This is a genomic window from Phaeobacter sp. PT47_59 (assembly GCF_028890025.1).
Taxonomy (GTDB): domain Bacteria; phylum Pseudomonadota; class Alphaproteobacteria; order Rhodobacterales; family Rhodobacteraceae; genus Phycobacter.
In genome coordinates this window covers 1-19,031 of the sequence record NZ_JARCJL010000007.1, presented here as the reverse complement: position 1 = coordinate 19,031, position 19,031 = coordinate 1, and the positions used below count along the sequence as shown (strand labels likewise).

Genomic DNA, 19,031 nt, shown 5'->3' with positions numbered 1-19,031 from the left:
ATTATGGAGTGGGGAAAGTTGTTGAACCCGGGGCGTCTGTGTCGACCGGATTTTGAGGAAAAGCCGGGCCGCCCCGCCTATTTGCAGGATCATGACCGGATCCTGTTTTCCGAGCCCTTCCGCCGCCTGGCCCAGAAAACCCAGGTTCATCCCCTGCACGATCATGACCACGTGCATCACCGGATGATCCATAGCATGGAAACGGTCAGTGTTGGGCGGTCGCTGGGCGCGGGGGTTGGCGCTGTGCTTGAAGACAAGAAGAGGATATCGGATGAGCAAATCAGCAGATTATCCGGTCATATCCAAGCCGCATGTCTAATGCATGATATTGGCAACCCACCTTTCGGACATTCGGGGGAAGACACAATCGGCAGCTGGTTCTCTAAGCACTTTAAAGGGAACGGCGGGCTGTTTGAGGCAATTCCAGAAAACCAGAGAAATGAGTTTCGAAAATTCGAGGGAAACGCCCAGGGCCTCAGGATTGTAGGCAGGTTGGAATACGGTCACCAAGATGGCGGCCTTCGCCTAAGCTATGCCACTCTCGGTGCTTTTATGAAGTATCCCTGTACGCGTGAAATGCATGACGAGATGAAAGTGGGGGGCAAGGTTCCTTACGTAGGGTTGAAAAAATTCGGTGTATTTGCATCGGATGCGCCGCTGTTTGAGGAAATCGCCGACGCTTTGGGCTTGATCCGCGAAAGCCAAGGCTGGTGTCGCCGCCATCCGCTCGCCTTTCTGGTCGAGGCAGCGGACGATATCTGCTACCGCATTCTGGATACCGAAGATGCTGCAACTATGGGCGACCTTCAGGTTCTGGAGGTTGTCGAAGCTCTTGAAGGAATCGCGGGTAAGGCCAACTACATGCCAACAATTCCAGCGCGAGAGCGTATCGGTGCGCTCAGAGCGGTTGCGATAACCGGGGCAATTGCAGGTGCCGTTGAAGCCTTCATGAGCAATTATGATGCTATCATGATGGGCGAGTTCAACAGCGATCTTGTTGGGGCTTCATCTAAGGCTGATGGGTTTCAGAAGCTAGAGGACTTGGCGAACACTCGGATTTTCGTTGCGCGTCGGAAAACTGAACTTGAAGTATCCGGGCGCCAGATCCTGCATGGTATTCTCGACCACTTTTATATGCTGTTCGAGGACTTGAAAGACTGCCAGTGGGATCAGGCCAAGCTGGAAGAGGAGAATTCCCACTGGGCAAAGCTGATCCGCGCTGTGGATCTGGATCTGCGCGGTGTGCAGGATGAATACACGGCGCTGCACTCGCTGGCCGATTTTGTTTCCGGCATGACCGACCGCTATGCGGTAAAGGTGCGCGACATGGTCGAGGGACGCATCGCGCAAGGCTGAGCGTCCTGTCCCACAGCAGGTCAAATGAAAAACCCCGGCACCAGGCCGGGGTTTTTTTGTTTTGCGCAAGAAGTGAGGCCTTAGCCGATGGCGGCGGCTTTCACGTCTTCGTCGATATAGGGCAGGTACTGTTCGAAGTTGTCCGAGAACATCTGCACCAGCTTGGCGGCCTGCTTGTCATAGGCTTCCTGGTCGTCCCAGGTGCGGCGCGGGTCCAGCAGAACCTCGGCAACGCCGGGCACGGCAACCGGCACGTCAAAGCCGAAGTTGCTGTCCTTGCGGAACTCGACCTCTGCCAGCGAACCGTCCAGGGCCGCGGTCAGAAGGGCGCGGGTGGCGCGGATCGGCATGCGCGAGCCGATGCCATAGGCGCCGCCGGTCCAGCCGGTGTTGACCAGCCAGCAGGTGGCACCGTGCTGGGCGATCTTGTCACGCAGCAGGTTGCCGTAGACTTCGGGGCGGCGCGGCATGAAGGGGGCGCCAAAGCAGGTGGAGAAGGTCGGCTCCGGCTCGGTCACGCCGCGCTCGGTTCCGGCCACCTTGGAGGTGAAGCCCGACAGGAAGTGATACATCGCCTGCGCAGGGGTCAGCCGCGCGATTGGAGGCAGCACGCCGAAGGCATCGCAGGTCAGCATGATGATGTTCTTGGGGTGACCGCCGCGCGCGGTGTCCGATGCGTTGGAGATGTAGTTCAGCGGATAGGCGCAGCGCATGTTTGCGGTCAGGCTGTCGTCGTCGAAGTCGAGCTCAAAGGTCTCGGGGTCGAAGACCATGTTCTCGATCACGGTGCCGAACTTGGAGGTGGTGGCGTAGATTTCCGGCTCAGCCTCGGGGTTCAGGTTGATGGTCTTGGCATAGCAGCCGCCTTCGAAGTTGAAGGTGCCGTTGTCGGCCCAGCCATGTTCGTCATCGCCGATCAGTACGCGGTCGGGGTCTGCCGACAGGGTGGTCTTGCCGGTGCCGGAGAGGCCGAAGAAGACGGCGGCGTCCACCGGGTTGCCCTTGGCGTGGTTGGCCGAGCAGTGCATCGGCATGATGCCTTTTTCCGGCAAGAGGTAGTTCAGCAGGGTGAAGACGGATTTCTTGTTCTCGCCCGCATATTCGGTGCCGCCGATCAGGATCAGCTTCTTGTCGAAGTTCAGCGCGATCACGGTCTCGGAGCGGCAATTGTGCTTGGCCGGGTCTGCCTGGAAGCTGGGGCAGTTGATGATGGTGAAATCGGCCAGGAATTCATCCAGGTCCTCGCGCTCGGGGCGGCGCAGCAGGTGGCGGATGAAGAGGTTGTGCCAGGCCAGCTCGGTCACCATGCGCACGTTGATGGCATGGGCCGGATCGGCGCCGCCGACCAGATCCTGCACGAAGTAGTCGCGACCCTTCATGTGCTCCAGCATGTCGGCATAAAGCGCATCAAAGCCTTCCGGGCTCATCTCGGCGTTGTTTTCCCACCAGATGGTGTCGGCAACGCTGTCGGTTTTGACGACGTGTTTGTCCTGAGGAGAGCGGCCGGTGAACTTGCCGGTGGTGACGAGGAACGCACCGCCATTGCCCAGGGTGCCTTCGCCCCGTTTCAGGGCCGCTTCGATCAGCGCGGGCTCCATCAGGTTGTAAGAGACATTGCCCAGACCCTCGATGCCTTGATCCTCGAGGCGGAAATTCGGGTTCACCCGTCCTGATGCCGTGCCTGATGTCATGTGTTCTTTCTCCTGTGGCGGCCAGATGACCGCATACATTTAAAGCCGCGCCCATGCGCAAATTCCCCGGTATCGACACCGGTAAGCGGGGTCTTAACATGACGTTTTAGGGGGTGAACAGGACGCTTTGGCGCAGTTAGCGCCATCAAGACAAGGTTTAGCGCAACCATTCCGCCGGGGCCGAAAAGACAGGCCGCTCTTTAGTCCGGGCTTAGACATTTTTGTCCAAAATAAGCTGCAACAGAGCCATGATTCGCCAATGGGGATTGATTCGCCGTGCCGAAACGGCGATTAAGGAAGGTAAAAGGCGAAAAGCTGAGCAGTGATTGAGGGGCGCTTTCAATGTCGAAGATTGCTTTGGTGGATGACGACAGGAATATCCTGACCTCTGTGGCGATGACGCTCGAGGCCGAAGGGTTCGAGGTCGAAACCTACAACGATGGCCAGGCCGCGCTGGATGCTTTCAACAAGAAGCTTCCAGATATGGCGGTGCTGGATATCAAGATGCCGCGCATGGACGGGATGGACCTGTTGCAGCGCCTGCGTCAGAAAACCCAGATGCCGGTAATCTTCCTCACCTCCAAGGACGATGAGATCGACGAGGTCCTGGGCCTGCGGATGGGGGCGGATGATTACGTCAAGAAACCCTTCTCGCAGCGGCTGCTGGTGGAACGGATCCGCGCCCTGTTGCGGCGTCAGGAGGCGATCAGCGGCGATGCGGGCGATGGCGCTGCCGCTGCTGAAACCAAGGTGATGGAGCGCGGCAACCTGCGCATGGATCCCCTGCGCCACGCGGTCAGCTGGAAGGGCAAGGATGTATCCCTGACGGTGACCGAGTTCCTGCTGTTGCAGGCTCTGGCGCAGCGGCCCGGCTTCGTCAAAAGCCGCGATCAGCTGATGGATGTCGCCTATGACGATCAGGTCTATGTGGACGATCGCACCATCGACAGCCACATCAAGCGCCTGCGCAAGAAGATGCGCAGCGCCGACTCCGATTTCGCGGCCATCGAGACGCTCTACGGGATCGGCTACCGCTACAATGAAGAATAAAGCCAATTCCGGCTTTGTTGGGGAGGCAAGCGCCTATGCGCGACACCGGCGGCACTGACAACCCATCCAAAGGGGATGTGGTCCTGGGCGACGATTGGGTCGCCCCGGAGCAGACGGTGACCGAAGACATGCAGGTGCGCCGGGCGCGTCGCGGGATGTTCTCGCTCAAGGGATCTCCGCTCACCCGCAAGATCATCACCTTCAACCTGATTGCCCTTATCATTCTGGTGGCGGGCATTCTCTACCTCAATTCCTCGCGCCAGAGCCTGGTGCGGCAGAAGGCCGGCGCCCTGGTTTCCGAGGCGAGCCTGATTGCCGATGTCTTCGAGGCGGAACTGCCCGCGGTCGGAAGCGTGAGCTTTGCCACCGGCGACGGGATCGACGCGGCGCGCACCCTGTCAGGTCTCAACCTGCGCGGCGGTGTCGAGGCGATGGTCTTCGATGCCGAAGGAACGCTGATCGCCAGCGTCAAGGGCGTGGCGCGCTCGGATGCCTTGAATGCCCTCAACGAAAGCGAAACCGGCCGCACACTGATTTCCGACGGTTTGTCGGCGCTCTGGTCCACCGTGGGCCGCCTGTTCAACACCGAAGGTGCAGCAGGCGCCGAAGCGCCGCCTTTGGAAGCGCAGCTGGGGGTTCTGGCAGAACGCACCCTGGGCGCCGGGGCCATTATCGATACCGCTGTTGATACCCGTGGCGGCACCGTCTTCTCGGCGGCGGCTCCGATCATTCACAACGGGCAGGCAGTCGGCGTCGTGGCGCTGGCCTCTCCGATCGGTGAAATCGACGCCTTGGTGCGCAGTGAGCGCGAGCGGGTGCTGCAGATGTTCGTGGTGGCCCTGTTGGTCTCCATCGGCCTGAGCCTGGTCCTGGCCTCGACCATTGCCAATCCGCTGGCGGACCTGGCCGCGGCGGCAGAAAGCGGACGCGACCGCGATGCCCGCAAGAGCCATCCGGGCCGGGTGCGTATCCCGGACCTGTCTGCACGCCCTGACGAGATCGGCCGTCTCAGCCGGGCGCTGCGCGGAATGGTGAAAGCTTTATATAGTCGCATCGATAGTAACGAACAATTTGCAGCTGATGTGGCACATGAGATCAAGAACCCTTTGGCCAGCCTGCAATCGGCCGTCGGGACCCTGCGAATGGTAAAGCGGGATGATCAGCGGGAGAAGCTTATGGAAGTGATCGAACATGACGTGCGCCGCCTTGATCGGCTGGTGAGTGACATCTCCAACGCTTCCCGTCTGGACGCAGAACTGGTCAAGGAAGAGGAAGAGGAATTCGACCTTCTGACCATGCTTGGCAACCTCAACCAGTTCCTGGGCGAGGATGCGCGGGCCAAGGGCATCGACTATATTGCCGACCTGCCGCCGCAGCCGATCATGATCCATGGGCTTGAGGCCCGCCTGGCGCAGGTCTTTGTCAATCTGATCACCAATGCGATTTCCTTCTGCGAAGATGGCGATGCCATCCGGGTCTGGGCCCGCCGCCGCGCCAACCGCGTGCTGGTGGTGGTCGAAGACACCGGGCCCGGCATTCCCGAACAGGCGCTGTCCAATATCTTCAAGCGCTTCTACTCGCAGCGCCCGGCCGAGCATTTTGGCAACAACTCGGGCCTTGGCCTGGCGATCTCGAAACAGATTGTCGAAGCCCACGGCGGGGTGATCTGGGCCGAGAATATCCGCCCGACCGAAGTGGATATCACCTCCGAACCCCTGGGGGCGCGCTTTGTGGTTGGTTTGCCGGTCTGACCCTGGTCCAGCATCCGCGCAGGCATGACCCAGCCGGACGCCATGCCAAAGCCGGACACGAACCAGTCTGACACGGGCCTGTGCCTGCATGCCTCCTGCGTCGCGCTGGAGGGGCGGGCCCTGCTGGTCAGGGGCGCGGCGGGTCGTGGCAAGTCCGCGCTGTGTCTTCAACTGATGGCCTATGGCGCCCAGCTGGTGGCCGATGATCGGGTTCTGCTGCGCGTTAATGACGCTGATCTTGTTGCATCCGCCCCCGAGGCGACAAAAGGCCTGATCGAGGCGCGCGGCCTGGGCATCCTGCGTGCGCAATCTGCCGCAGAGGCCCGCGTTGTGGCGATCGTGGACATGGACAGGGTTGAAGGTGACCGGCTCCCGGTTCAGATATGGGAGGAGATACTGGGGCGCACCCTTCCCGTGTTGAAACGGGTCGATGCCGCGCATTTCGCCCCGGCCCTGATGCAATATCTGAAATGCGGAGCCCTGGACCCCGATGCCTAAGCCCTCTCGCGATGTGCAGCCGATTGTTCTGGTCACCGGCCCCTCCGGAGCCGGGCGTACCACGGCGATCAACGTTCTGGAGGATCTCGGGTTCGAGGCGATTGACAACCTGCCGCTGCGACTTCTTCCCAAGCTGATAGACGTTCAGGACAGCGCAGCCCCAATGGCGCTGGGGCTCGACAGCCGCAACCGGGATTTCTCTCCGGCTGGACTCCTGGACATGATCGACATGCTGGCGGCCCGGCGCAGTGCGGAGCTGACGGTGCTCTATCTTGATGCCCGCGCCGAGATCCTGCTGCGCCGCTATTCCGAAACTCGCCGCCGTCACCCGCTGGCGCCTGCCGAAACGCCCGAGGTCGGCGTGGCAAAAGAGCTGGATCTGATGGCGCCGATCCGCGAGCGGGCCGACATGCTGCTGGAAACATCTGAAATGAATGTCCACCAGTTGAAGGCCGAGATCGAACACTGGTTTGCGCCGGGCGGGCGCTCGCTGGCGCTGTCGGTTCAGAGTTTTTCCTACAAGCGCGGGGTGCCACGCAGCGTCGATCTGGTGTTCGATTGCCGCTTCCTGGCCAATCCCTACTGGAAGCAGGAGTTGCGTCATCTCAACGGGCGTGACGCTGCCGTGCAGGCCTATGTCGCGGAGGATCCCCTCTATGAGGGCTTTTTGTTGCGGGTGACGGATATGGTTCAATTCCTGCTGCCGGCCTTTCGCCGCGAGGGGAAATCGCATCTTTCCATCGCCTTTGGCTGTACCGGCGGGCAGCACAGGTCCGTAACACTGGCAGAAACCCTGGCAAAGGCCCTTGCGGAAGACGGACAGCAGGTGTCAATTAGGCATCGCGAGCTGCAGAGCTAGGCAGCAGAACGGAGAGACCGGTTGATCGGAATTGTGATTGTCGCACATGGGGGGCTTGCCAGAGAATATCTGGCGGCGGTCGAACATGTGGTGGGGGCGCAGCCGAACCTGCGTGCGATCACGATCGCGCCGGACGATGACCGCGACGAAAAACAGCGCGAGATCTGCCGTGTGGCCGATGAGGTCGACACCGGCGACGGTGTGGTGATCGTGACGGATCTGTTCGGAGGCTCGCCCTCCAACCTCAGCCTGCGCGCCTGCGTGCCGGTGGACCGACGGATCCTATATGGCGCGAATCTTCCGATGCTGATCAAACTGGCGAAGTCGCGCCATTTGCCGGTGGCTGATGCGGTGCGTCAGGCGATGGAAGCCGGTCGCAAGTACATCAACTCGCAGAACATAAACCCCGCAGGGGAGTAAGATATTTCAATGGTTGTGAAGACGCTTCAGATCGTGAACGAAAAAGGCCTGCATGCACGGGCTTCGGCAAAGCTCGTGGAGGTTGTCGAAGGCTTTGATGCCACCGCCGAAGTTTCCAAGGATGGGATGTCGGCGTCCGGCGACAGCATCATGGGGCTTTTGATGTTGGCAGCCTCGAAAGGAACGACTATTGACGTCGAAACCTCGGGGCCTGATGCAGGCGCTTTGGCTGAGGCATTGGAGGCCCTGGTCGCCGATAAATTCGGCGAAGGGTACTGAGCGGCAGAGCAGCTGTGAAAGACGGGAAGGGCACAGTGGCGGATACGGCGCATGACCATGACGGCGGCCTCACACCGGAAAGTGGGTCGCAAACGGGCGAGGTCTATGACCGGCGCACGCTGACCTATGCCAACTCCTTTGATGACCGCTGGACGGCACTGGCCATTCGCGCCCTCGAATGGTGCACCGGCAAGCTGTCCATCCTGCGGATGGTCAAGAAGTTCGAGAAACAGAACGCCCAGTATCGCGGTCAGAAGTTCTGGCGCGGGGCGCTGAACGTCATGGGGATCGATCTTTTGACCCCCGAAGAGCAGATCCGCAACATCCCGGCCGAAGGGCCGGTGGTGATCGTCGCCAACCACCCGCACGGCATGGTCGATGGCATGATCTTTGCCGATCTCATCGGCCGCACCCGGCTGGACTACCGGATCCTGACACGCTCGGTACTGACCGGTCTGGACGAGGCGGCGACCTCTTTCATGATCCCGGTGCCGTTTCCCCACGATCCCGAAGCACAGCGCAAGATGGTCGAGATGCGCGCCAAGACCATGGCGCATCTGAAAGAGGGCGGCGTGGTGGCGCTGTTCCCGTCGGGCGTGGTGATGTCCTCTGACAGCTGGTTCGGACCTGCGGTGGAGCGGGAATGGAACGTCTTTACCGCGCAATTGATCCGGCGTTCAGGCGCGCGCGTGGTGCCGATGTTCTTCCCGGGCTCAAACTCGCGCTGGTATCAGATTGCCTGCCGGATCTCTCCGATCCTGCGGCAAGGGCTGTTGCTGCACGAGATCGTGCGCTCCTGCAACAAGCCGCAGGCGCCCGTCGTGGGCAAGCCGCTGACGGATGAGCAGATGGAACGGCTACACAGCGATCCGCGTGGCTTCATGGCCTGGCTGCGCGAGCATACGCTGTCGCTTGGCGAGAAAGACTGATTTCTCAGCGTTGAACCTGTGGAGCCTGATGTCTGGGGCTTCAGAGTCACCAAAGCAGCAGCATCAGATCCCTCCTCTCCTGATCCCGGCCTGGCGAAAGCGACCCCATCCTGCAAGGCAAATAACGGTTTCCACGCCCCTTGGGGCGCGGAGCCTCCGCGATTTGTCTGGCAGGCTGTTGCCCCCTTCGCCCGTTGGTCCCCAGGCGAGGAGGGCTCCGAAGCAGCGGCTCAGCGGGTGGGGACCGGCGTTTCGCCGCGGTAGTCGTAAAAGCCGCGCTGGGTCTTGCGGCCCAGCCAGCCGGCCTCGACGTATTTCGTCAGCAGCGGGCAGGGGCGGTATTTGGTGTCGGCCAGCCCGTCATGCAGCACGTTCATGATGGCAAGGCAGGTGTCCAACCCGATGAAATCCGCCAGTTCCAGCGGCCCCATGGGATGATTGGCGCCCAGCTTCATCGATTCGTCGATGGATTTCACCGAACCGACCCCTTCGTAGAGCGTATAGACCGCCTCGTTGATCATCGGCATCAGGATGCGGTTGACGATAAAGGCCGGGAAATCCTCGGCGCTGGCGGCCGTCTTGCCCAGCCGTTCCACCACGGTTTGACAGGCGGCGAAGGTCTCTTCGTCGGTGGCAATGCCGCGGATCAGCTCGACCAGCTGCATCACCGGCACCGGGTTCATGAAGTGGAACCCCATGAAGCGCTCGGGGCGATCCGTCCGGCTTGCCAGGCGGGTGATGGAGATGGAGGAGGTATTCGAGGTGAGAATCGTTTGCGGCTGCAGATGCGGCTGCAGGTCTTCGAAGATCGCCTGTTTGATGGTTTCGCGTTCCGTGGCCGCTTCGATCACCAGATCCGTCGCGCCGATATCGGCCAGCGACAGGGTCGGTACAATCCTGGCGAGCGCGGCCTGCACTTCTTCTTCGCTGATCTTGCCACGGCTGGCCTGCCGGGCCAGGTTTTTCTGGATCGTGCCGATTGCGCCATCCAGGGCACTTTGATTTACGTCATTAATAACAACATCATAGCCCGCTATGGCCATCACGTGGGCAATCCCGTTGCCCATTTGCCCCGCACCGATCACACCGATCTTTTTGACTTCCATGCCCCTGGCTCCCTGGCTGCCTGCCGGAGGATCTTATCGGGCGGTTCGGGGGAGGCACAAGGCCGCACCAGTGCTATTTTAACCGAATTTGAACTTTAGGGAATTTGCAAGCTTTGAGCCTCAGATTGATTATTGGGTGAAAAATTTGGTGGGACTATGAGCTACGAACTCAAAAGCGTTACGGCGCTTTCGGGCGGAACATGTTGCTATGCGGGATCAAGGCTGCAAGTGCGTGGACCCGTGCGTGATCTAGATGACCCGTATATTGCATTCCTGGGCGGAACCGAAGTCTTCGGACGCTTTGTCGCGGAGCCCTTCCCGGCCGTGACGGAAACGCTAGTGGAGCAGCCGTGCGTCAACCTGGGTGGGGTGAACGCGGGGCTGGAAAGCTTCCTGTGCGATACCAGCCTGATGAAGATCGCGCGCGATGCGGATCTTGCGGTGGTGCAATTGCTTGGGGCGCAGAATCTGTCAAATCGCTATTACAAGGTCCATCCGCGGCGCAACGATCGCTTTCTGAAGGCCCGTTCTGAGCTGACCTCGCTGTATCCGGAAGTGGATTTCACCGAGTTTCATTTCAGCAAGCACCTTCTGAGCCGATTGAAGCAGGTGTCCGAAGAGCGTTTCGAAACCCTGCGCCTGCATCTGCAGTCGGACTGGGTCAGCCGCATGGGGGATCTTATCGCGATGATGGAGGGGCGCGTGGTGCTGCTGTGGCTGCGCTACACGCTTGGCGGTCCCGGGCTGCTCGGGCGGGAGCCGGTTCTGATCGACCAGGGCATGGTGGATTCGCTGCGGCCCCTGGTAAAGGGGGTGGTGGAGCTGCCCGTCTCTACCGCAGGGCTGGCCAATGATGTGTTTGGGATGGACATGGGGCCGCTCGACATGCCCACGGCCAAACACATGCTGGGGCCGAAGGAGCATAATCGGATCGGCTGCGCCACGGCCGAGCAGTTGCAGACGGTTCTGAACCCGCGCTAGGCGTCAGGAAACTGCATCTGACAATGAAAAAGGCCCGCATCCTGTGCGGGCCTCTATGGTGTGCGCCCCGGTCAGAGCCGGGGCACTCCGGGGGTCAGCCCAGTTTTTCTGTCAGTTCCGGCACTGCCTGGAACAGGTCGGCCACCAGGCCGAAGTCGGCAACCTGGAAGATCGGGGCCTCTTCGTCCTTGTTGATGGCGACGATGATCTTGGAGTCCTTCATGCCCGCCAGGTGCTGGATCGCACCGGAGATGCCGACTGCGATGTAAAGCTCGGGCGCGACGACCTTGCCGGTCTGACCCACCTGCCAGTCGTTCGGCGCATAGCCCGAATCGACCGCGGCACGGGAGGCACCAACTGCGGCGCCCAGCTTGTCCGCCAGGCCTTCGATCAGTTTGAAGTCCTCTTCGGAACCGACACCGCGACCACCGGAGACAACGACGCCAGCCGAGGTCAGCTCGGGGCGGTCGCTTTCGGCAACCTTGTCTTCGACCCATTCGGACAGGCCGGGGTTTTCGGCAGCACCGGCGGTTTCAACGGCGGCAGATCCACCTTCACCCGCCGCATCAAAGGTCGAGGTCCGGAAGGAGATGACCTTCTTGGCGTCTTTCGACTTCACGGTCTGGATCGCGTTACCGGCGTAGATCGGGCGCTCGAAGGTTTCGCCGTCAACCACTGCGGTCACGTCGGAGATCACCATCACGTCCAGCAGCGCGGCCACGCGGGGCAGCACGTTCTTGGCGTCGGTGGTGGCCGGGGCCACGATATGCTCGTAGTCGCCCGCCAGCGAAACGATCAGTGCTGCGGTCGGCTCGGCCAGGCGGTGACCCAGCGAGGCGTCCTCGGCGACCAGAACCTTGGCAACGCCATCGATCTTGGCGGCGGCGTCACCTGCGGCGGCAGCGGATGCACCGGCGCACAGAACGGTCACGTCACCCAGTGCCTTGGCGGCGGTGACGGCCTTGGCGGTGGCGTCCAGCGCCAGTTCGCCGTTGTTCACTTCGGCAAGGAGAAGAACAGCCATTACACAGCCCCCGCTTCTTTGAGTTTTGCAACCAGCTCGTCGACCGAACCCACGATGATACCGGCCGAGCGCGCTTCGGGCTCCTTGGTGGAGACCACTTCCAGGCGCGGCGAGACATCGACGCCGTAGTCGGCGGCGGTCTTCTCATCCAGCGGCTTTTTCTTGGCCTTCATGATGTTGGGCAGCGAGGCATAGCGCGGCTCGTTGAGGCGCAGGTCCACGGTGACGATGGCAGGCATCTTCACGCTGATGGTCTGCAGGCCGCCGTCGACTTCGCGGGTGACCTTGGCGTTGTCGCCGTCGATGTCGATCTCGGAGGCAAAGGTGCCCTGCGACCAGCCCAGCAGTGCGGACAGCATCTGGCCGGTGGCGTTCATGTCGTTGTCGATCGCCTGCTTGCCGGCGAGAACCAGACCGGGCTGCTCTTCCTCGACGATCTTGGCGAGGATCTTGGCAACGGCCAGGGGTTCGATGTCGGTGTGCACGTCATCGGCGGCAACAACCAGGATCGCGCGGTCGGCCCCCATGGCGAGCGCGGTGCGCAGGGTTTCCTGAGCCTGTTTCACGCCGATCGAGACCGCAACGACCTCGTCTGCCTTGCCGGCTTCCTTCAGGCGGATGGCCTCTTCGACGGCAATCTCGTCAAAGGGGTTCATCGACATCTTGACGTTGGCGAGATCGACACCGCTGCCGTCCGCTTTGACACGGACCTTCACGTTGTAGTCGATCACGCGTTTGACAGGCACGAGTACCTTCATTTTGCGTTCTCTCCTTAACAAATGGCCTGCCGCATGGGCGGCTGGCCTTCATGCTCTCGCGCCGTTGATACCGGGTCAGCCATGCGGGCAACAGCGAAAAATCGTCACGTTGGCGGCCCCGGACGTCGCGTCTGCATGTTTGGGGCATCATTTTTGCAAGAATGTTTCGTAACGGAAAGCCGACTGCCGCCACGGCAGCTTTCCGGGGCGGGGATCACGCCGGGGCAGCGTGGCCCCGGGCGATTCGCCAGATCCGCCCTTGGCTCAGCGATTGGCGCCGGGCACCCATAGAACGTCCCGCGTGCCATTTTCGTTGGCGATCCGGGAGGCGACGAAGAACCAGTCGGACAGGCGGTTGAGGTAGCGCACCGCCGCCGGGTTCACCTCTTCCTCTGTGGCCAGTTCGGTGGCCAGCCGTTCGGCGCGGCGCGCCACGGTGCGGCAGACATGCAGATGCGCCGAGAGTTTCGAGCCGCCCGGCAGCACGAAACTGCGCAGCGGCTGCAGATCCTTGTTCATGGCATCGATTTCGGCCTCAAGCCGCTCGACCTGAACATCCGCAATCCGCAGCGGCGGGTATTCGGCCTCGGCGTCCTTGGCCATATCGGGGCGGCACATGTCGGCGCCCAGATCGAACAGGTCGTTCTGAATGCGGGCAAGGGCTGCGTCCATCTCGCCCGAGGCCTCAAGCCGGGCCACGCCGACAAAGGCATTGAGCTCGTCCGAGGTGCCATAGGCGCTGACCCGCGCGGAATGTTTTGCAACCCGCTGCCCATCGCCCAGGGCGGTGTCGCCCTTGTCGCCGGTGCGGGTGTAGATCTTGCTCAGAACAACCATGCTTCCTTAGCCCCCTTGCGTGCGCAGATAGACAAAGCCCGCGATCAGCACCACGGCGATGAACTGGAACAGCAGCCGCAGCCGCATCATCTTGTTGCCGTACTTGTGGTTGAAGGCGCCGCCCTTGCCGAAGCCGCCCATGCCGATCACCAGAACGATCACCACCGCCGCCATGGCGACGACGGCCAGAATGTATAGCGGGTCACCACCCATTGCGCTTGCTCCTTCGCATTAGCCTTGTGTCGGTCTACCGCCTGGACGGGCCGATGGCGACCGCGAATCCGCTATCTAAGGCGGGTCAGGATGCGGTCAATTGACCGGGTCGACAAAATCCGGCGCAGGACGCCCGCGACATGGGTGGGGGTGGTCACATAGTAGCGCGGGCGTGGGCGCGGCGATTCGCAGGCATGGATCAGCTTGGCCGTCACCGCCGAGGCGGGTAGTTCAAAGGTGTCTGGTCCCTTGCTCTCGTATAGCCGCTTCAGCAGGCTTTTCTCGTAGAGGTCCCGCAACGGGGATGCCTGCCAATTCACGTAGCGTTCGAAATGGGGAATGGAGTTCTCGCGGATCTTCGAGGTCACCGGGCCGGGTTCGATCAGGATCACGTGGATGTCGGTGTCGATCAGCTCGATCCTGAGCGTGTCGGTCAGCCCCTCCACCGCGTATTTTGTCGCCACATAGGCGCCGCGCCAGGGGAAGGAGACCAGCCCCAGGATCGAGGAATTCTGCACGATGCGCCCATGGCCTTGTTCCCGCATCACCGGAATGACCTGGCGGGTCAGCTCGTGCCAGCCGAAGAAATTGCTTTCGAAGATATCCCGCAGGGCCTCGGTCGGCAGATCCTCCACCGCGCCGGGCAGCCCGTGGGCGCCATTGTTGAACAGCACATCCAGGGTGCCGCCGGTGGCCTTGAGCACCTGCCCAAGGCCGGACGAGATCGTTTCGGCGTCGGTATAGTCGATCAGCGGGCTGTCAAACCCCTCGGCGCGCATCCGGTCGCAGTCATGCTGCTGGCGGCAGGAGGCAAAGACCCGCCAGCCGCGGGTCCGCATGCCGCGTGCCGCATCAAGGCCGATCCCGGAGGAACAGCCGGTAATCAGGATGGATTTCTGCATGAGACCCCCTTTGGCTTTGCGCGGCGGCGCGCCACGCCAGCGCCGTTATGGGGTCTTTTTGCTTACCAGTGAAGCGGCGATCCAGCCGAAATGCGCATTGTCGGTGGTGCGCAGGTGCAGCCACCCGGCACTATTGTCATCGATGACGATCACCTCGTCCCCGGCCAGAAGGCGGGTGATGATCGGATAGGCAGTACCCGGTCCCTGCCGCATGTTGACCCGCGAGGCGCGAATGCTGCGCAGGTCCAGATCGACTTCGGCGTCTTGAGCCTGCGGCACGTTGGGCGGGGTCGAGGCAGGGGCTGCGCGTTCGGGCGCCTCGCTCTGCAAGCCACCGCCAAGACCCGCCTCAAGCGAGGCAAGCTGTAGCCCACCCGATCCCAGGCCGGCGTTGAACAGGCTGGCGGATGCCGCCGCCGAGACGTCGCGCGCTCCTCGGCCCAGGGCTTGCGGGGCAAGCACGGTGGCGGCTTGCCGCTCTTCGATGCGTGCGCGTACCAGGCTCTTGTGGCGCGTCTCGATCGTGGTGTGCGTCACCAGAGAGGCGGCGGAGACGGTGATCCCCTCTTGGGTTTCACGGCTCGATTTGGGAGCAGGCGCCGTGGCGACCTCGGTGACAGGGCGTTCGGGCGGGGTGAAATCGCCGCCGCCGCTCAATTCGTAAAACCCCCATCCGAGGAATGCAAAAGACACCAGAACAAAGCGCGACATGGCGCATCCCCCGAAACAAATCAACGACAAGCCGCCGGTGGCAGCTGGACCCGGTGCCCACGCTTCGGCCCTTGTAAAAAAACGGGACGGGGCAGGCGGGGGGACCATAGGCGGCGCGGGCTTAATCTTAGGTGAAAGAGGGCTTTGGGCACAGGGGGAGAGTCAGTTTTCTTCTCCCCCGCCGCATTGCGGTAATTCGGCAGTCGGTAACGCGCCGCTTTACCACGGCAGACGGGGGCAGTATTACCACGGAATGAGCGACTTGGTAGAAGACCCCGACCTCCCCTCCGCGCCGCAGAATGGCGAAGTGCTGGAACCCCTGCGCCGCGCCATTGGCGAGCGTTACCTGACCTATGCGCTGAGCACGATCATGCACCGGGCGCTGCCCGATGCGCGCGACGGGTTGAAGCCGGTGCACCGGCGGATTCTCTACGCGATGAACCGTCTGCGGCTGAGTTCGACCGGCGGGTTCCTGAAATCGGCCAAGATTTCCGGCGATACCATGGGGGATTTCCACCCCCACGGCGATGCGGCGATCTATGACGCCATGGCCCGCCTCGCGCAGGAGTTCAACGTCCGCTATCCGCTGGTGGACGGCCAGGGCAACTTCGGCAATATCGACGGCGATAACCCGGCGGCCTCGCGCTATACCGAGGCGCGGATGACCTTCGTCGCCGAGGCGATGCTGGAGGGGCTGAGCGAAGACGCGGTCGATTTCCGCGACAACTACGATGGGCGCCTGACGGAACCGGCTGTCTTGCCCGCGACCTTCCCGAATATCCTGGCCAATGGCGCCAGCGGCATCGCGGTGGGCATGGCGACCAACATCCCGCCCCATAACATCGCCGAGCTGATCGACGCCTGTATCCACCTGATCAAGGCGCCGGGTGCCGATGATGATACACTGCTGAAATACGTGCCCGGCCCCGATTTCCCGACCGGCGGCATTATCGTCGAGCCCAAGGAGAATATCGCCAAGGCCTATCGCACGGGGCGGGGATCCTTCCGTCTGCGCGCCACCCATGAGGTCGAGGACCTGGGCCGCGGCCAGTGGCAGATCGTGGTCACGGAAATTCCGTACCAGGTGCAGAAGTCCAAGCTGATCGAGAAGATCGCCGAGCTGATCCAGACCAAGAAGGTGCCGATCCTGGCCGATGTGCGCGACGAGTCCGCTGACGACATCCGCATCGTGCTGGAGCCGAAATCTAAGAACGTCGATCCCGAGATCCTGATGGGGCTGATGTTCCGCAACTCCGATCTTGAGGTGCGCTTCTCGCTCAACATGAACGTGCTGATCGACGGGGTGACGCCCAAGGTCTGCTCGATGAAGGAGGTGCTGCGCGCCTTCCTCGATCACCGCCGCGACGTGCTGCAGCGCCGCTCGCGCCACCGGATGGCAAAGATCGACCACCGGCTGGAGGTGCTGGACGGTTTCATCATCGCCTTCCTGAACCTTGATCGGGTGATCGACATCATCCGCTATGACGAGGATCCCAAGGCTGCCTTGATGCGCGAGGATTGGTCCAAGGATCACCCTCGCGCCCATGACGAGGCCGATTATGTGACGCCCGCCAAAGGGGCAGGGGAACTCTCTGAGGTACAGGCCGAGGCGATCCTCAACATGCGCCTGCGCTCCCTGCGCAAGCTGGAAGAGATCGAGCTGGTGCGCGAACGCGACGCCCTGCGCGAAGAACGCGCTGGGCTGGTCGAGCTGCTGGGATCGGAAGAACTGCAGTGGAGCCGGATCACCGAACAGCTGCGCGAGACCAAAAAGACCTTTGGCAAGGATTACGAAGGCGGCGCCCGCCGCACCCGCTTTGCCGAGGCGGGAGAGGTCGAGGATGTGCCGCTAGAGGCGATGATCGACCGCGAACCGATCACCGTGGTCTGCTCCCAGATGGGCTGGATCCGGGCAATGACCGGCCATATCGACCTCAGCCGCGAGCTGAAGTTCAAGGACGGCGACGGGCCGCGCTTCATCTTCCATGCGGAAACTACCGACCGTTTGCTGGTCTTTGGCAGCAACGGGCGATTCTATACCCTGTCGGCGGCGAACCTGCCCGGCGGGCGCGGCATGGGGGAACCCGTCCGCCTGATGGTGGATCTGCCCAACGAGGTGGAGATCGTCGATATCCTGATCCACAACCCCGAAGGGCGGCTCCTGGTGGCCTCCTCCGCGGGCAACGGCTTCATCTGCGCTGAAAAGGACATCGTCGCCCAGACCCGCGGCGGCAAGCAGGTCTTGAACGTCAAGGATGACGAAAAGGCGAAGATCTGCGTACCGGTTCAGGGCGATCACGTCGCCGTGGTGTCGGAGAATGGCAAGTTCCTGGTCTTCTCGGTCGAGGAAATGCCGGAGCTGACCCGCGGCAAGGGCGTGCGCCTGCAGAAATACAACATGGCGCGCGGCAAGCAGGGTTCGCTCGAACTGGACGGCGGCCTCAGCGATGTTACCACATTCAATTGGGACGATGGCCTTACGTGGGAAATGGGCGGTGGCAAGACCCGTCACGAGACCGATCTTGGCCAATGGCTGGGCAAGCGGGCCGGCGTCGGCAAACGTCCGCCCTATGGTTTCCCGCGCAACTACAAGTTCAAATAATCGACACCGGGGTTTACCGGCGCTGCCCGCTCTGGCTATCTGGCGGCGACCGGCATCCTGCCCGGTGTGATCAAGGGAACAAGACATGATCCGACTTCTCGCCTTTCTGGGCCTGTTTGCCCTGGTCGCGGCCTGCGGTGAAACGCAACTGAACGAGCCGCCCGAGGATCTGGGTGCGTTCAAGGTGCGCGTGGCCCACGTTTATACCGAGAAGGCGCTGAAATGGCCGATGTCCCGCGATGCGGAGCAATCCGAATGGCTGGAACCGATGAAAACCGCGCTGGAGGCGCGTCTGCGTCGCTACGACGGGGCGCAGGAATACGATGTGGCGGTCACGCTTGAAGGCTTCATGCTGGCCCCGGCGGGGGTGCCGATTCTGTTCAGCCCCAAAAGCGTCGCGGTGGTGAATGTTTTTGTCTACGACGTTGCCAAGAAGGAATTTCTGGCCGACAAGCACCAGATGGAGATCTTCGAAAGCACCACCGGCGAAAGCGCCATTGTCGGTTCGGGGCATAGCCGCACCCGGGAAGAGCAGATCGCCGGCCTGTCCCTGAATATCGCCGATGCGGTCGAGGAATTCCTGGCTGAGCAGCACAAGAAAAACGGCTGGTTCGCCCCGCGCGAAGCGGCAGCTGAAAAGGCCAGCGAAGAGGGCTAACCCCCTGCCGGGGGGCTGAAACCCGAACAATCCGGCTGAACTTGGCCAAATCCACCTCTGTCAAGCAGGAACGGGTTGATTTTTGCGCGTAAACCAAATAATCGGCGCGCGCAGAGGAAACCGGGTCGCAGATGGACCCCACATTTCAAAAGGGCGCCAAGAGAATGGCTAAGGAAAAGTTTGAGCGTAATAAACCGCACGTCAACATCGGCACCGTTGGCCACGTTGACCACGGCAAGACCACGCTGACCGCAGCGATCACCAAATACTTCGGTGACTTCAAGGCATACGACCAGATCGATGGCGCGCCGGAAGAAAAAGCCCGCGGCATCACCATCTCGACCGCCCACGTTGAGTATGAAACCGAGGCGCGTCACTACGCGCACGTCGACTGCCCCGGCCACGC

At 61.8% G+C, this 19,031-nt stretch carries 20 protein-coding genes; 12 read left to right on the top strand and 8 right to left on the bottom strand.

What is annotated here, in order from left to right:
* The first annotated feature begins 3 nt into the window (after positions 1–3).
* Positions 4–1,356: a dGTP triphosphohydrolase gene (dgt, locus tag PXK01_RS08155; RefSeq protein ID WP_274859739.1), complete on the top strand. Its 1,353-nt coding sequence runs from the start codon at positions 4–6 to the stop codon at positions 1,354–1,356.
* Positions 1,357–1,436: 80 nt separating this feature from the next.
* Here dgt and PXK01_RS08150 read toward each other — a convergent pair whose 3' ends face one another.
* A complete protein-coding gene (locus PXK01_RS08150; RefSeq protein ID WP_274859599.1) occupies positions 1,437–3,047 on the bottom strand; it encodes a phosphoenolpyruvate carboxykinase in 1,611 nt (536 codons plus the stop codon).
* Between the two features lie 342 nt (positions 3,048–3,389).
* Between PXK01_RS08150 and PXK01_RS08145 the strand changes: the two genes are divergently transcribed.
* Genes PXK01_RS08145 through PXK01_RS08115 form a run of 7 tightly spaced genes read left to right on the top strand, consistent with a single transcriptional unit; the run spans position 3,390 to position 8,833 of the window.
* Entirely contained in the window at positions 3,390–4,097 is a 708-nt protein-coding gene (locus PXK01_RS08145) for a response regulator transcription factor (RefSeq protein ID WP_274847692.1), read from the top strand.
* A gap of 35 nt (positions 4,098–4,132) precedes the next feature.
* A complete protein-coding gene (locus tag PXK01_RS08140) occupies positions 4,133–5,848 on the top strand; it encodes a sensor histidine kinase (protein ID WP_274859598.1) in 1,716 nt (571 codons plus the stop codon).
* A gap of 24 nt (positions 5,849–5,872) precedes the next feature.
* The gene (locus PXK01_RS08135; protein ID WP_274859597.1) at positions 5,873–6,346 is read left to right on the top strand and encodes an HPr kinase/phosphorylase; all 474 of its coding nucleotides are present in this window, start codon (positions 5,873–5,875) and stop codon (positions 6,344–6,346) included.
* The gene (rapZ, locus tag PXK01_RS08130) at positions 6,339–7,205 is read left to right on the top strand and encodes an RNase adapter RapZ (protein WP_274859596.1); all 867 of its coding nucleotides are present in this window, start codon (positions 6,339–6,341) and stop codon (positions 7,203–7,205) included. Before PXK01_RS08135 ends, rapZ begins: the two co-directional genes overlap by 8 nt.
* Positions 7,206–7,226: 21 nt before the next feature.
* Positions 7,227–7,625 carry a PTS sugar transporter subunit IIA gene (locus PXK01_RS08125; RefSeq protein WP_274847695.1) on the top strand — a complete coding sequence of 133 codons (399 nt, stop codon included), beginning with the start codon at positions 7,227–7,229 and terminating at the stop codon, positions 7,623–7,625.
* A gap of 9 nt (positions 7,626–7,634) precedes the next feature.
* On the top strand, positions 7,635–7,904 hold the full coding sequence (locus PXK01_RS08120; RefSeq protein WP_274847696.1) for an HPr family phosphocarrier protein: 270 nt from the start codon (positions 7,635–7,637) through the stop codon (positions 7,902–7,904).
* Between the two features lie 35 nt (positions 7,905–7,939).
* Entirely contained in the window at positions 7,940–8,833 is an 894-nt protein-coding gene (locus PXK01_RS08115; protein ID WP_274859738.1) for a lysophospholipid acyltransferase family protein, read from the top strand.
* Positions 8,834–9,063: 230 nt separating this feature from the next.
* Here the strand turns inward: PXK01_RS08115 and PXK01_RS08110 are convergent, their stop codons facing one another.
* A complete protein-coding gene (locus PXK01_RS08110) occupies positions 9,064–9,939 on the bottom strand; it encodes a 3-hydroxybutyryl-CoA dehydrogenase (RefSeq protein WP_274859595.1) in 876 nt (291 codons plus the stop codon).
* A gap of 156 nt (positions 9,940–10,095) precedes the next feature.
* On the opposite strand from PXK01_RS08110, the gene PXK01_RS08105 reads away from it, so the two are divergent.
* Entirely contained in the window at positions 10,096–10,920 is an 825-nt protein-coding gene (locus tag PXK01_RS08105; protein ID WP_274847698.1) for a DUF6473 family protein, read from the top strand.
* Between the two features lie 94 nt (positions 10,921–11,014).
* Here PXK01_RS08105 and PXK01_RS08100 read toward each other — a convergent pair whose 3' ends face one another.
* The 6 genes from PXK01_RS08100 to PXK01_RS08075 all read right to left on the bottom strand — a co-directional run bounded on the left by PXK01_RS08100 (position 11,015) and on the right by PXK01_RS08075 (position 15,365).
* Positions 11,015–11,944, bottom strand: coding sequence for an electron transfer flavoprotein subunit alpha/FixB family protein (locus PXK01_RS08100; protein WP_274859594.1), 930 nt, complete (start codon positions 11,942–11,944; stop codon positions 11,015–11,017).
* Complete coding sequence (locus PXK01_RS08095) at positions 11,944–12,702, bottom strand: electron transfer flavoprotein subunit beta/FixA family protein (RefSeq protein ID WP_274847700.1); 759 nt, start codon at positions 12,700–12,702, stop codon at positions 11,944–11,946. The genes PXK01_RS08100 and PXK01_RS08095 overlap by 1 nt, the downstream gene beginning before the upstream one ends.
* Before the next feature lie 264 nt (positions 12,703–12,966).
* Complete coding sequence (locus tag PXK01_RS08090) at positions 12,967–13,539, bottom strand: cob(I)yrinic acid a,c-diamide adenosyltransferase (RefSeq protein WP_274847701.1); 573 nt, start codon at positions 13,537–13,539, stop codon at positions 12,967–12,969.
* A gap of 6 nt (positions 13,540–13,545) precedes the next feature.
* Positions 13,546–13,752 carry a twin transmembrane helix small protein gene (locus tag PXK01_RS08085; protein WP_274847702.1) on the bottom strand — a complete coding sequence of 69 codons (207 nt, stop codon included), beginning with the start codon at positions 13,750–13,752 and terminating at the stop codon, positions 13,546–13,548.
* Positions 13,753–13,823: 71 nt separating this feature from the next.
* On the bottom strand, positions 13,824–14,654 hold the full coding sequence (locus PXK01_RS08080; RefSeq protein WP_274859593.1) for an SDR family NAD(P)-dependent oxidoreductase: 831 nt from the start codon (positions 14,652–14,654) through the stop codon (positions 13,824–13,826).
* 45 nt (positions 14,655–14,699) lie between these two features.
* Positions 14,700–15,365: an SH3 domain-containing protein gene (locus PXK01_RS08075; RefSeq protein WP_274859592.1), complete on the bottom strand. Its 666-nt coding sequence runs from the start codon at positions 15,363–15,365 to the stop codon at positions 14,700–14,702.
* Between the two features lie 253 nt (positions 15,366–15,618).
* Between PXK01_RS08075 and PXK01_RS08070 the strand changes: the two genes are divergently transcribed.
* From PXK01_RS08070 to PXK01_RS08060, 3 genes are all read left to right on the top strand, one after another.
* Complete coding sequence (locus tag PXK01_RS08070) at positions 15,619–17,967, top strand: DNA topoisomerase IV subunit A (protein WP_274859590.1); 2,349 nt, start codon at positions 15,619–15,621, stop codon at positions 17,965–17,967.
* An 85-nt stretch (positions 17,968–18,052) separates the two neighbouring features.
* On the top strand, positions 18,053–18,625 hold the full coding sequence (locus PXK01_RS08065; protein ID WP_274847706.1) for a hypothetical protein: 573 nt from the start codon (positions 18,053–18,055) through the stop codon (positions 18,623–18,625).
* Positions 18,626–18,789: 164 nt separating this feature from the next.
* Positions 18,790–19,031 (top strand): GTP-binding protein (locus PXK01_RS08060; RefSeq protein ID WP_274859588.1); only part of this gene is annotated, 242 nt, incomplete at its 3' end.

Bases quoted from the DNA above. Each gene is read 5' to 3' on its own strand.
- dgt (WP_274859739.1), top strand. From the start codon at position 4: ATGGAGTGGGGAAAGTTGTTGAACCCGGGGCGTCTGTGTCGACCGGAT.
- PXK01_RS08150 (WP_274859599.1), bottom strand. From the start codon at position 3,047: ATGACATCAGGCACGGCATCAGGACGGGTGAACCCGAATTTCCGCCTC.
- PXK01_RS08145 (WP_274847692.1), top strand. From the start codon at position 3,390: ATGTCGAAGATTGCTTTGGTGGATGACGACAGGAATATCCTGACCTCT.
- PXK01_RS08140 (WP_274859598.1), top strand. From the start codon at position 4,133: ATGCGCGACACCGGCGGCACTGACAACCCATCCAAAGGGGATGTGGTC.
- PXK01_RS08135 (WP_274859597.1), top strand. From the start codon at position 5,873: ATGACCCAGCCGGACGCCATGCCAAAGCCGGACACGAACCAGTCTGAC.
- rapZ (WP_274859596.1), top strand. From the start codon at position 6,339: ATGCCTAAGCCCTCTCGCGATGTGCAGCCGATTGTTCTGGTCACCGGC.
- PXK01_RS08120 (WP_274847696.1), top strand. From the start codon at position 7,635: ATGGTTGTGAAGACGCTTCAGATCGTGAACGAAAAAGGCCTGCATGCA.
- PXK01_RS08110 (WP_274859595.1), bottom strand. From the start codon at position 9,939: ATGGAAGTCAAAAAGATCGGTGTGATCGGTGCGGGGCAAATGGGCAAC.
- PXK01_RS08105 (WP_274847698.1), top strand. From the start codon at position 10,096: ATGAGCTACGAACTCAAAAGCGTTACGGCGCTTTCGGGCGGAACATGT.
- PXK01_RS08100 (WP_274859594.1), bottom strand. From the start codon at position 11,944: ATGGCTGTTCTTCTCCTTGCCGAAGTGAACAACGGCGAACTGGCGCTG.
- PXK01_RS08095 (WP_274847700.1), bottom strand. From the start codon at position 12,702: ATGAAGGTACTCGTGCCTGTCAAACGCGTGATCGACTACAACGTGAAG.
- PXK01_RS08090 (WP_274847701.1), bottom strand. From the start codon at position 13,539: ATGGTTGTTCTGAGCAAGATCTACACCCGCACCGGCGACAAGGGCGAC.
- PXK01_RS08085 (WP_274847702.1), bottom strand. From the start codon at position 13,752: ATGGGTGGTGACCCGCTATACATTCTGGCCGTCGTCGCCATGGCGGCG.
- PXK01_RS08080 (WP_274859593.1), bottom strand. From the start codon at position 14,654: ATGCAGAAATCCATCCTGATTACCGGCTGTTCCTCCGGGATCGGCCTT.
- PXK01_RS08075 (WP_274859592.1), bottom strand. From the start codon at position 15,365: ATGTCGCGCTTTGTTCTGGTGTCTTTTGCATTCCTCGGATGGGGGTTT.
- PXK01_RS08070 (WP_274859590.1), top strand. From the start codon at position 15,619: ATGAGCGACTTGGTAGAAGACCCCGACCTCCCCTCCGCGCCGCAGAAT.
- PXK01_RS08065 (WP_274847706.1), top strand. From the start codon at position 18,053: ATGATCCGACTTCTCGCCTTTCTGGGCCTGTTTGCCCTGGTCGCGGCC.